Here is an 11,996-nt window from a genome sequence, read left to right on the forward strand (position 1 = left end):
CCATGTGCCTCGGGCACCGCCGCGCTCCGGTGTCGCCGGAGCGATGCGCGCTCGAGGCCGTGGAACGAAACCCCAGACAGGTGGGTCCATGAACATCCTTCAACACGCATACCGCAAGCTGAGCCTGCACGACTATCGCGTCCGCGCGCACTATGGCTTCCTGGCCCAGGGCGGCTCCCTCTCCGAGGAGAGCATGTTCATGAACATGGGCTTCTGGAAGGACGCCCCGGCCACGTTGGACGAGGCGGCCCGCGCGCTGGTGCGGCTCGTCGCACAGACGGCCAGGCTCGGTCCCGGGGACCGGCTCCTCGACGTGGGGTGCGGCTTCGGGGACCAGGACCTCCTGTGGATGGAGGAGTTCGGACCGGCGCGCATCGACGCGGTCAACATCAGCGAATCGCAGCTCAAGGTGGTGCAGGGGCGCGTCCTCGAGCGCGGCCTGGGCGAGCGCATCAACCTGTGGGCCGCCTCCGCCACGGAGCTGCCCTTCGAGGACGGCACGTTCGACAAGGTGGTGTGCGTGGAGGCCGCCCACCACTTCAACACGCGCGAGGCGTTCTTCCGCCAGGCCTTCCGGGTCCTCAAGCCCGGGGGGCGCGTCGTCCTGGCGGACATCCTGCCGATGGCCGGGCAGAAGGTGGGCGCCTTCGAGCGGCAGAACATGCACATCAAGGGCGAGAACATGTACACCCGCGATGTCTACGCGCGGAAGCTCGCCGCCGAGGGCTTCGGCGCGGTGGAGGTCCAGTCCATCCGCGAGCACGTCTGCCCGCCCTATTCCTCCTTCCTGTTGCGTCGGGTGGGGGAGGGGGCCATGGCAGAGCGGATGAACCCGGTGGTGCGTTGGGCGGCCCGCGCCTACCTGAAGCGGTTCGGCACCTTCGAGAACCTGGACTTCGTCATCGCCTCCGCGGAGCGTCCCGCCCACGCCGCCGCGCGGAGCGCGTCATGACGACTGGGGCCGTGGCGGCGCGCGCCCCTCGCCTGCCAGGGCCGCGCTCGCTGCCGTTGATTGGCTGGCAGTTGGAGGGCCTGCGGATGCTGGGCGACCCTCCCGCGCACTTCATGCGAGCGTTTCAGCGCTACGGCCCCGTCAGCGCGTGGGACCCGCGTAAGCCCAGGCACGTGTACGCGCTGGGCCCCGAGTACAACCAGCTCCTCTTCACCCAGCCGGAACGCTTCATCTCGGATGCCTTCCGTGAGAGCAACCTGCCGCGCGATTCGGCCATGGAGCGGCTGACGTTCGGGTTGCTCCGGCTGAACGGCGCGGCCCACCGCAAGCACCGGACGCTGATGCAGCCCGCCTTTCGTCCCCAGCGCATCGACGCCTGCCGGGACACCATCGTCGGCTTCACCCAGGCGGAGTTGGATCGGTGGACGGTGGGGGAGACGCGGCCACGGCTCGACCAGGATCTGCTGCGGCTCATCATGCGCATCGCCATGCAGACGATGTTCGGCCTGGACCCCGCCGGTGACGGCGTGCGGCTCCAGTACCTCATCGCCCGGTTGCTGGAGCTCGCCTCCGCTCCCACCACGCTGCTCCTGCGTGTGGACCTGCCTGGCGCGCCCTACCGGGAGATGCTGGCGGTCGCGCGGGAGATCGAGGACATCCTCGGGGTGCTCATCCGGCGCAAGCGGGAGGCGGAGGCCGGACAGTTGGACGTGCTCTCCGCGCTCATCACGGCGCGGGACGAGAACGGGCAGGGGCTCACGGACGACGAGCTCGTGGGCGAGGCCTACAACGTCCTGTGCCACTCCACGAGCGCGGCGTCCATGACGTGGACGCTCTTCCTCCTGGACCGACATCCCCAGGTGCTGGCCACGCTCCAGGAGGAGCTGCGCACGACCCTGGGCGGCGCGCCACCGACGGTGGAGCAGCTCAAGAAGCTGGAGTACCTGGACCTGGTGGTGAAGGAGAGCTTGCGGCTGTTCCCTCCCGCCTCGTTCCTGATGCGCTACACGAGCGAGGCGTGCCAGCTCGGCCCCTACGAGCTGCCCGAGGGCACCATGGTGTTCGCGAGCGCCTACGTGACGCACCGGCTGCCAGAGCTCTTCCCGAACCCCCAGCGGTTCGACCCGGAGCGGTGGAGGACGGCCACGCCCACGGTGCACGAGTACACCCCCTTCGGCGCCGGTCCCCACAACTGCCTGGGGCGCCACATGGCCCAGTTGGAGATGAAGCTCGTCCTGTCCATGTTGCTGCAGCGCTTCCGGCCGACGCTCGTCCCGGGAGCGCGCGTCGACCGGGCGATGCGCATCTCGCTGGTCCCCAAGTTGGGGCTGCCCATGGTCCTCCTCGCGCCGGACCACCAGCCGCCGGTCACGCCCGTGCGCGGAAACATCCACGCATCCGTGGAGCTGGTCTGAGTCCGGGGCTCGCATCTCCCCATCCCTTCACCACACCACCGCCGTCCTCGTCAGGAGCCCCGTGTCGCCCGTCCCGAAGGTCATCGTTGTCGGTGCTGGACCGACCGGTCTGACGCTCGCCGCCGAGCTCGCCAGCGCGGGCATCCCCTGCCGCATCCTGGAGCGCCGCGCCCAGCGATCCTCGTGGTCCCGGGCGTTCGGCCTGACGCCGTACACGATGGAGCTGCTCGACATGCGCGGTCAGGCCGACGCCACCATCGAGAAGGGCCTGCCGTGGAAGCACGGCCCGTTGGGGGATGGGAAGAGCTACCTGGACTTCGGGCGACTCGATTCGCGCTTCCCCTTCATGTTGATCATGCCTCAGAACCGCACCGAGGAGGTGCTGGAGGCGTGGGCGCTGCGCGCGGGGGCCGAGCTGGTTCGCGAGGCCCGCGTCGTGGGGCTGCGGCAGGAGGACTCGGGCGTGACGCTCGACGTGGAGGGCGCGGACGGCAAGACGTGGAAGGAGCACGCCAGCTATGTGGTCGGGTGTGACGGCGTGCGCAGTGCGGTTCGCTCCCTGTCGGGAATCGGTTTCGAGGGCATGTCGTACGACTGCTCGCTGGTCACCGCCGACGTGCGACTGAAACACCCGCCGGATCCGCCTGTGCACGCCATCACCGGCGCGCGAGGCACCGTGGCGGTCTTCCCCTATGGGGATGGCACCTTCCGGCTCATCGTGTTGGACCGCGCGCGCATGCAGGTCCCGCTGGAGCAGGCCGTCACGCTGGAGGAGGTGGAGCAGAGCGTGCGCGCCATCCTCGGCGTCGACCTGGGCATTCACGAGCCGCTGTGGATGTCTCGCTTCCGCAGCGACCAGCGCCAGGCGGACCGTTACCGCGCGGGCCGGGTCCTGCTCGCGGGAGACGCCGCCCATACGCATATTCCCTCGGGAGGGCAGGGGCTCCAGGTGGGCGTGCAGGACGCCATCAACCTGGCGTGGAAGCTGATCGCGGAGCTCCAAGGCTGGGCGCCGGAGGGATTGCTGGACTCGTACCAGGAGGAGCGCCATCCCATCGCGAAGGCGACCCTTCGCAAGACGGACCTCGTGTTCAAGTATGAGATTTCCAGCGCCGCCCCGTTGCGGCTGGTGCGCTGGCTCATCATGCAGTCGCTGAAGGTGAAGGCGATCCAACTGCCCGTGGTGAAGGAGTTCGCGGGGCTGACGCTCCGCTATCCTCCGCCGCGCGGCGCGGACGCGCACCCGCTCGTCGGACGCCGCGTCCCAGACATCCAGATGGATCTTCCTCACGCGCGGCCGGTCCGGCTCTACGAGTTGCTGCGCCAGCGGCGGTTCGTCCTCGTGGACAGGACTCTCGAGGGGCGCTTCGCGAGCGTCGTGGGGCATGGCTGGGAGGACCGGGTGGTCGTGGCGCGCGGCGGCGCGTGGGACCGCATCGACCTGCCCCCCGCGCTGCTCGTCCGGCCCGATGGCATCGTCGCCTGGGGCGTGACGCGCGCCGGCGTACCGGGCCTGGAGGCGGTGCTCCACAAGTGGTGCGGCGGACCGACCGAGGCCTCCGTGCCCGCGCGCGCCGCGGCCAGCGCCTGAAGACTTCACCCGGGCCCACTGTCAGGGCCCCCTGACGCCACATCCGTGTCGAGAAAGAGAAGACGCTGTGCTCCTGGTGGATCGTCTCATGTCGCGGCCCGAGTCCTGGGGCCGGTGCGTCCTGCTGTCAGCGTTGATGTGCCTGGTCGCGCTCGCCAGTCCCGCGAGCGCGGAAGGTGGAGCGACTGGCGGGCGCTTCGCCTATGTGAGTCACTTCTATACGCATGACATCACCGGGCATGTCATCGACCCGAGGACGGGGGCGCTCGGCGCGCTGCCGTTCGCCCCGTTCGCGGCTGGCGAGCGCCCGTCGTTCATGCGGCTGCACCCCAACGGGCGCCTGCTGTACGCGTTGAACTACTTCTCGTCGAGCATCTCCGTCTACGCCATCGACCCGAGGACCGGAGCGCTGTCGCCCATCCCTGGCTCGCCGTTCTCCACCGGAGTGCGCCCCATCAACCTGGTGTTCACGCCGCAGGGCCGGTTCGCCTATGTGGCGAACTGGGGGGATGACACGCTGACGGCGTACTCGGTGGATGCGACGACGGGGGCGCTGACGCAGCTCGCGGGGTCCCCCCTCGCGACGGGGCCACATCCCCTGTCGCTCGGGATGAATCCCCTGGGGCGGTTCCTGTACGCGGTCAACGATGTCTCGAACACCGTCACCGCGTATGCCATCAACCCGGTTACCGGGGCGTTGACGCCCGTGCCGGGGTCGCCCTTCGGCGCGGGGACGATGCCCTTCTCCGTGGCCGTCCATCCGTTCACGGGAGCGGTCTACGTCGCGCACGGACTGTCCAGCGACGTCTGGGGCTACGCCGCGAATCCCATCACTGGTGCGCTGACGCCCGTCGCGGGCTCTCCGTTTCCGACGGGCGCGAACCCCGCGCAGATCAAGATCCACCCCTCCGGCCGCTTCGTCTATGTGGCGGATTGGGGGGACGGCACCGTGTCTGGCTTCTCCGTCGTTCCCGGCACCGGCGCGCTGGTCCCGGTGCCTGGCTCGCCGTTCGCGGCGTTGGTGGGGCCTCGCTTCATCGCGTTCGACCTGGTGGGCGGGCGCATGTACCTGACGAACATCGAGACGGAAGGCCCCAACGTCTCGGTCTACACGCTCGACGCCGCGTCGGGAGCGCTGGCTCCCATCGTCGGCTCACCGTTCCCGTCGGGGTCGAGCCCCTCGGCCATCGTGCTCACCGGGACACCCCAGTGAGCGCGCCGCCGGGGAGGCTGAGGGCCCACGTCGCCGCGGTCCTGCGCCCCCTGGTGGGTGGCCTGCCCCGGACCTTCTGGGTGCTGTGGTTGGGGACGCTGGTGAACCGGCTGGGAACGTTCATCCTGCCGTTCCTGGCCCTCTACCTCACGGGGGAGCGGGGCTTCACCGTGGAGCGGGCCGGGCTCGTCGCGTCGCTGTATGGGGCGGGCGCGGTGGTGGCCGGGCCGCTCGGTGGAATGCTGGCGGACCGCGTGGGCCGGAGGCTCACCGTGGCGGGGGGACTCTGGCTGGGGGCGGGGGCGATGTTGCTGCTCGGCTTCTGCCGGGAGCCCGTGCACATCTTTGGCGCCGCCTTCCTCCTGGGCGTCGTGGGCGAGCTGTACCGGCCCGCCTTCTTCGCCATCATCTCGGACGTGGTGCAGGAGGTGGATCGCCCGCGCGCCTATGGCCTGCTGTACTGGGTGCTCAACGTGTCCACCGTCGTGTCGATGCCACTGGCGGGGTTCATGTCGAGGCAGGGCTTCCAGCTCCTCTTCATCCTCGATGCCTGCACGACGTTCATCTACGGCATGGTCATCTGGGTGTTGGTGCCGGAGACGCGGCCCTCGACGGAGGGCGTGCGCCAGACGCCCGTTGAAGTGGGCTCGATGCTGACGCCGTTCCGCAATCTCCGGTTCGTCGGCCTGGTCGTGCCCATCTTCGCGACGACGTTCATCCTTTGTCAGGGGGGCGTCGCGCTTCCAGTGGACCTGGAGTCGCGCGGCATGGACCCGGCGATGTTCGGCACGGTGATGGCGGTCAACGGGTTGATCATCTCCGTGGGAGAGCCGTTGCTGTTGCGCGCGACGGTCCGGGTTCGTCGCCTGACGCTGCTGGCCTGGGGCGCGGTCTTCACGGGGGCGGGCTTCGGGCTGCATTCGCTCTCCGCCTCCGCGGGGCTTGCCGCCGTGGCCGTGGGGGTTTGGACGCTGGGGGAGATGATTCAATCCCCCGTGGCGCCCGCGGTGGTGGCGGACCTGTCGCCCGTGGATGCGCGGGGCAGCTACCAGGGGGCCTTCCACATGGTGTGGGGCCTCGCCACGTGTGTCGCTCCCGCCCTCGGGGGACAGGTGCTCGGCCGGCATGGTGCGTTCGCGCTGTGGATGGGGTGCCTCGGATTGGGGTTGCTCGCCGCTGTCTGGTACCTGGTCTTCGGCGCGCTCCTGCGTCGTCAGGTTCGTCCATGGGGCGAGCCCGGCCCGGCGATGGAGGCCCCAGGCTCCGGCCTCTGAGCGTGTGTGGGGGCGGCGGCAGCCTTGATGACACCCGAGGAGCAACTGGAAACGGGAATCCGCCTCGCGGCGGCTTTTGCCAAGGCCGCCGTGCGATTGGGGGCGGAGCCGCACATGCATGCCGCCATCGAGGCGTCCTACGAAGGGTTGCTCGCGGAGCTGTCCAGGCACTTCGAGCACAATGACTTCCTGTTGGGTGACCGCCCGTCGATGGGTGACTTTGGACTCTTCGGTCCCCTGTATGCACACCAGTACCGGGATCCGAAGAGTGGTGAGCACCTGCGCCGGGTGGCGCCGCGAGTCGCGCAATGGGTCGAGCGGATGCTGCACCCCATGCCGTTGTCGGGTGAGTTTCGGGCGGCCGATGAGGCGCCGGTGACGCTGCTCGCGGTTCTACGTCGGATGTTCATCGAGCAGATGCCCGTGCTCGCCGATACCGCGCGGCGTGTGAGCGAGTGGATGGGGGCGCATCCTGGCGAGACCCTGCCGCGCGCCATTGGCATGGGCGCGTTCGTCCTGGAAGGACAGGAGGGCAAGCGCATCGTCAGTCCGTACAGTCTTTGGATGCTGCAGCGAGCACGCGACTATTTCAGGTCGCTCACAGGCTGTAACCGGACTGCCGTGGAGGAGATGCTGCGCGCGGCAGGGGGGCAGTCGTTCTTGGAGTTCGAGGACCCACCACGCCTGGCTCGCGCCGGTTTGAGCGTGCGGCCGGGCTAGCGATGGCGCTCCGTGCCGCAATGCATTGACATGCCGGTGGGGGGATGGCTGCCAGAATGCATTCCGAAGAGAGCTACCACGGTCTCATGGCTGTTTTCTCTGTTCGAACTGGGAGATGACGTCATCGAGGACGCTCAAGAAGTAGCCATCCGCCTTGGCCGATGAATCGCGAAGGGCCAGGAGCAGCGGATAGAATTCCGGGTCGCCAAGGGATGCAGCGGCCTCGAGCGTGTACACCGTCACCGGATTGCCACACAGCGCGGCGCGTACGGGCTCGACAGCGCGTGGGTCCTTGCGAGCCGCGAGACCTACGAGGGCTTCTCCGAAAATTTCTGAGTCCTCCTCACCGAGGCGCGCTGCGAGCGCATCACGCAGTTGCGGTGTGTCCACGTCCTCCCTCAGCGTTCCCAGGTCGAAGGTTGCCCAGTTCCGTACGTCGCGGTCCTCGTCGGACGAGAGCCTGATGAGCGCCTCGACAGCTTCCGGTGCATCCATGGCAGCCAGGCCGTGCACCGCGCCATACCGAGCCTCGGAAGTGGGGTGACTCGCCAGTCGGATGAGTTCGGAAAGGGCACGAGGCTCCCTGAGGTGTCCCAGTGCAGCGCCTGCTGACAGAAGGACAGCCGGGTCTTCCTCCCGCCGGAGCAGGCCCAACAGCGCCTCGCCACGCTCCTCCGTGAAGACGGGGACAGATCCAGGGCTACTCGCTCCAAGCTGGCCAAGGATATCCGCGCCGCGCCCCCGAGCCTTCGCGGAGGGAGCGTCAAGAAGGCGCAGGGCGGCGTCCAGCACGTCGCGCGTTCCCCGGAAATGCAGCACTCGGATGGCTGCCCAGGCACGCTCGTCATCCTCTTCACCCTCGAGTGATGCCTGGATGAGCGCTTCGGTGCTTCTCTCATCGTCGCGTTCTGGATGACTCATGATGTCCCTATGCGTGTCGAGGCTGCCGGCCATCTGAGTTCAAATGCACGACTGCATTGTTCATGTCGAGTGGGCGCTTCGATTTGGATTGAGCCTGTGGTGAATTGCGCTAACCGCGCGTCAATGCGGACTCTGACAGTGGTTCGGGTGACCCACAATCAGGGCGCGGGATGTGCTTGGGTTAATCGAAGACATCTGTCTCGTTGCTGTTTCGTGGAGTGGGAACAGGACCTGCGCCCAGTCCCTTGTTCGCAATGGTTGGCGTTTAGGGATTGAGGGTCGGCCGGTTTCCCTCTGGAGCGGGGCAGGTGGAGCGTCCATTGAGGTCCACCCGCGTCCGACCATCTTGGGTACGAGGGTGGGGACGGCATGGGTCAAGGGCCATTGGCTGGCCCGGGGCCGGTTACGTCCGTGAATTTCGCGCCGGTGAGGCCCGCGCGCTCCAGGGCCTCCTTGATCTCCTCGGACACGATCAAGGCCACGGTCCAGCCCCAGGTGCGGAACACTTTTGCGCCTTCCGCCTTCGCCGTGTCGATGCGCATCCCGGACACCGAGGAGTACGTCCCCACCTTCTCGGGCATTCCGTCCTCCAGTGTCCAGTAACGCACCTCCTCGCACGCAGCGTCGTCGATGCACTTCACCAATCGGGTGGCGTTGAGGATGAAGTGCTGAGCCGGCTGGGAGTCGATCTCCACAGGGATGAGCTGCACGTCGTCGGGTGCCACCTCTGTGAAGAGGGAGGCCACGCGGGCGTGGACGACGGGGATGCTGAAGGCCGCGTGGGAATAGTCGAGCGGCTTGCCGGAGATCTTGATGGGGATCTTGATGCGCTCGTCCGACTGAGCCCGTTGCCCGATCCTGAACTGCCACGGGTCATCGAGTTTCCGGCCCTCGTGATCCAGAGGATGCCCCAGCTCCCACCGGCCGGAGATGTACACATCATCGGTCAACTTGAAGAACCGCTTCGGCATGAGGTCATTCTTCCGTCATTCGGTTCGCGTCACCAGCCGATTGAGCCTGGTCCCCTGCTTCGAGATCTCACGTGCCAACGCACCGAGGATCTTCGTCAGCGCCTCCCGGCAACGCTCGATGCTCTTGCAACTCGATGTTGCTTCGTCCAGCCGCTCGTAGACCTCCTCATGGTACTCCCTTGGGTGCGGCCCCTTGTGGCGCGGGACGCGGACCTGGTTCGCCGCATCGTCGAGCGACATGCCTGCCCGGTCGAAGATCTCCTGGTACCTTGGCGTCCAGGGCCCCCCGTTGTTGGTGGAGGTGCTGAACTTGTCGGAGGCGACGTGGTGCCAAGGGCCCTCCGCGTCCACTGGGGCCGTGCTAGCGGCGCTCGTCCCTCGTGCCGCCATGGCCAGCGCACCAGGAGCGAGCGCGATGGTGACGGCTCCCTCGGTGGGAATAGCCACCGAGCCCACTTCCGCGATCGCCGTGAACCGGAAGCCTCCCTGGAGATCGGCCAGCCGCACCGCCTGTGCCGAGCCCGGAAGCGCCGGTGCCTTGATCGCCAGCCCTGCGGTGCTCCCAATGGCGGCGGTCGCGAGCATGATGAAGATGCGCGCCGCGTTCTCGCCCATGACCATGCCGTACTTTTCGCCAGCCATGCGTACCTCGTCGAAGGTCGTGGCGACTGCTACGTCCTCGGCAAGCTGCCGCCACCCCGCGACCAGGTTCCAAACGGTGTCCACCCCCAAGTAGGCGATGAGGCAGACCGTCAGGGTGGCGGCCACGCCCTTACTCACCGGTTCGGGCAGCAACCAGAGGCCGAGGTACACGGCCATGGCCGTGATGATGGTGTTCCGCACAGCGACCGGATCCACCATCTTTCCCAGCGCATCATGGGTCTCGTCCATGACCGAGCCCATTGCGAACTGGAGGGCCAGGGTGCGCTTTCCTTCTTCGCCAAGAGTGGGGCCGTCTTCCAGTAGATGCAGACAATCTCGGGTGCGCTGCGTCCGATTGCACCAGCGGCCGTAGGCGCGCGTGAGTTCTGAATCCGCCTCCGGCCTCCATGCCCCAATCGGTGGGAGGTGGTCGCTGTACGAGTCCAGTTCCGAGCCAACAGACACGAGACCGATGCGCCCTCGTGCGCCTGCGTACGCATCATTCGCAGGGAACCAGAACAGCCGCCGAGCGTCCGATCGAGGCTGCGTGGACCCGGGCACATCTCGGCCCAACTTCGCCACGGCCTCTTCGAAGTCGTCTTCGTTCAGTTCCACCGGTCCCGCGTCACCGGAGCGTGGAGTGAAGGTGATGGGCTTGCCCGGACCCGTGTCCAGACGCACCGATCTTGTCGCGCTACTGCACCCGGCCAGCATCACGAACAGCAGGAGAATCGACCATCGTGGCAGCATGTGGAGCCCTCCTGGCGCTGGCCCCCATCGCTCGGGAGCACATCGGCAGCGCAGGGTCGGGTAATACCAGATAGAGCTGACAGGCGATCCGGGCTGACACTGCCTGTGATGGAGCGGGTGGGGCCGACGGCGTGCCTCCTGGACCGCCACGCCCGGGCGCGAGATCGTGCGCAGTCTGCTCGGTCCCCAGTGCTGAGCGCGAACGTCCCTCGGGTTGCATCACCGGCGTCGCCTCTGCTTTCAACACGAAGCGAACAGACGACTTGAGAGTGATGAGAGCCTTTGCCGGACGGTCAGGGTCTTCAGGGATGTGCCCATCTTGATCGTCAGCGATGCACTCAGGCGCAGGCCTGGAGCCCAAGGAGGCAACGGGCGTGCATTTTGTTGGCAGTGTTGAATCTATTGTGAGCTATTCCAATCCAAGGTCCAGCCGGGTTGGATGGCGATAATCCATGTTTAACCCAAGGTATGGTGTTCCTTTGATGGGTTCAAATCCGAGTCGCCCCCAATACTGCTGAAGCTTTCTACGCGCGGCAAGCTGTTGGATCTTCGAAAAGCTGGAGAGCGAGGGGTCGGTCCTTCTGTTGATGTCGAACTGAAGCGGGAAGGGTTTGCAGATAACAAGTCCGCAGCCTCTTCCAAGGGTTTCAATGAAGCGAGATGCAACTGCAAGCCCAAGGTTGTGTCATGTGTAGAGGCTTTGTTTGGATTGTCCCATGGTCCAGGCAAGGCTGCGCCAGAGAACTCAAGGGATACATGGCGGTAGAGCACGAGAATCGAACTCGCCAGAGACGTCTCTCGACGCCTCTCATTGGTTTTGAAGACCAAGCCGGCCACCAGGTCCGGAGGCCCTACCGTGGCCGATTAGTGCCGGGCCTTCCCAGCTCCGTCAACGCTCACCGTGCCGCGGGCTTCAGCCCCGGCAGCCCATGCACCAGCGTCTCCGTCAGCGTCTCTCGCAGCTCCTCCGCGGACGTCTGGAACGCCGCGCACGTCAGCTTCAGGCTCACGATGCCGTGCAGCCCCGCCCACAGGGCCTCGGCCAGTCGTCCCGGGTCTGCCTCCGCCGCCAGTCTCTCCGCTGACTTCAGGTCCTCGAACACCCGGGCCAGCAGGCCGAAAGCGCGAGGCCCCGCACCATCCGAGTCGCCTTGGAAGAGCTCGGTCGACAGCCTGGGGTCTTCCATGAAGATGAGTCGGTACGTTTCCGGGTGCTCCAGCCCGAACCGCACATAGGCCGCGCCCATCACCGACAGCCGCTCCAGTGGCTCCGCCACCGCCGAGCTCGGCTCCAGCGCCCCCAGCAGCTCCCCAAAACCCCGCACGCACAGCTCCCGGGCAATCGCCTCCCGGTTCTCGAAGTGCAGGTACAGCGTCGCGGGCGCGTACTCCACCGCCTCCGCCAGCTTGCGCATCGACAGCGCGCTGAACCCCTCCTTCACCACCATGTCCCGCGCCACCCGGAGGATCTGCTCCCGCAGCTCCGCCCGCTGCCGCTCCTTTCGCTCCGAAATCCCCATGCCTCAACCCTAGGGCTTGACGATTCG

Annotated in this window: 10 protein-coding genes and 1 tRNA gene; 6 read left to right on the forward strand and 5 right to left on the reverse strand. The window is 67.2% G+C overall.

What is annotated here, in order from left to right; genetic code table 11:
* Positions 1-88: 88 nt before the first annotated feature.
* The 6 genes from HUA75_RS08895 to HUA75_RS08920 all read left to right on the forward strand — a co-directional run bounded on the left by HUA75_RS08895 (position 89) and on the right by HUA75_RS08920 (position 7,165).
* Complete coding sequence (locus tag HUA75_RS08895) at positions 89-952, forward strand: cyclopropane-fatty-acyl-phospholipid synthase family protein (RefSeq protein ID WP_174455625.1); 864 nt, start codon at positions 89-91, stop codon at positions 950-952.
* Positions 949-2,367: a cytochrome P450 gene (locus HUA75_RS08900; protein WP_174486121.1), complete on the forward strand. Its 1,419-nt coding sequence runs from the start codon at positions 949-951 to the stop codon at positions 2,365-2,367. Before HUA75_RS08895 ends, HUA75_RS08900 begins: the two co-directional genes overlap by 4 nt.
* A 61-nt stretch (positions 2,368-2,428) precedes the next feature.
* Positions 2,429-3,958: an FAD-dependent monooxygenase gene (locus tag HUA75_RS08905; protein WP_217445999.1), complete on the forward strand. Its 1,530-nt coding sequence runs from the start codon at positions 2,429-2,431 to the stop codon at positions 3,956-3,958.
* Positions 3,959-4,046: 88 nt separating this feature from the next.
* Positions 4,047-5,171 (forward strand): beta-propeller fold lactonase family protein, encoded by a 1,125-nt coding sequence (locus HUA75_RS46165; RefSeq protein WP_217446000.1) that lies wholly within the window; start codon positions 4,047-4,049, stop codon positions 5,169-5,171.
* Positions 5,168-6,445: an MDR family MFS transporter gene (locus HUA75_RS08915; RefSeq protein ID WP_371746082.1), complete on the forward strand. Its 1,278-nt coding sequence runs from the start codon at positions 5,168-5,170 to the stop codon at positions 6,443-6,445. Before HUA75_RS46165 ends, HUA75_RS08915 begins: the two co-directional genes overlap by 4 nt.
* A 27-nt stretch (positions 6,446-6,472) precedes the next feature.
* Positions 6,473-7,165 (forward strand): glutathione S-transferase C-terminal domain-containing protein, encoded by a 693-nt coding sequence (locus tag HUA75_RS08920; protein WP_174486122.1) that lies wholly within the window; start codon positions 6,473-6,475, stop codon positions 7,163-7,165.
* Positions 7,166-7,249: 84 nt separating this feature from the next.
* Here HUA75_RS08920 and HUA75_RS08925 read toward each other — a convergent pair whose 3' ends face one another.
* From HUA75_RS08925 to HUA75_RS08945, 5 genes are all read right to left on the reverse strand, one after another.
* Complete coding sequence (locus HUA75_RS08925) at positions 7,250-8,119, reverse strand: HEAT repeat domain-containing protein (RefSeq protein ID WP_254627464.1); 870 nt, start codon at positions 8,117-8,119, stop codon at positions 7,250-7,252.
* 341 nt (positions 8,120-8,460) lie between these two features.
* A complete protein-coding gene (locus HUA75_RS08930; RefSeq protein WP_141645749.1) occupies positions 8,461-9,057 on the reverse strand; it encodes an imm11 family protein in 597 nt (198 codons plus the stop codon).
* A 15-nt stretch (positions 9,058-9,072) separates the two neighbouring features.
* Positions 9,073-10,449 (reverse strand): AHH domain-containing protein, encoded by a 1,377-nt coding sequence (locus tag HUA75_RS08935; protein WP_174477715.1) that lies wholly within the window; start codon positions 10,447-10,449, stop codon positions 9,073-9,075.
* 757 nt (positions 10,450-11,206) lie between these two features.
* Positions 11,207-11,305: transfer RNA gene (locus HUA75_RS08940), tRNA-Sec, on the reverse strand.
* A 40-nt stretch (positions 11,306-11,345) separates the two neighbouring features.
* Entirely contained in the window at positions 11,346-11,969 is a 624-nt protein-coding gene (locus tag HUA75_RS08945; RefSeq protein ID WP_174486123.1) for a TetR/AcrR family transcriptional regulator, read from the reverse strand.
* Between the last annotated feature and the right edge of the window lie 27 nt (positions 11,970-11,996).

The sequence above is a fragment of the Myxococcus sp. CA040A genome, assembly GCF_013336725.1.
In the GTDB taxonomy this organism is placed as follows: Bacteria; Myxococcota; Myxococcia; order Myxococcales; family Myxococcaceae; genus Myxococcus; species Myxococcus llanfairpwllgwyngyllgogerychwyrndrobwllllantysiliogogogochensis.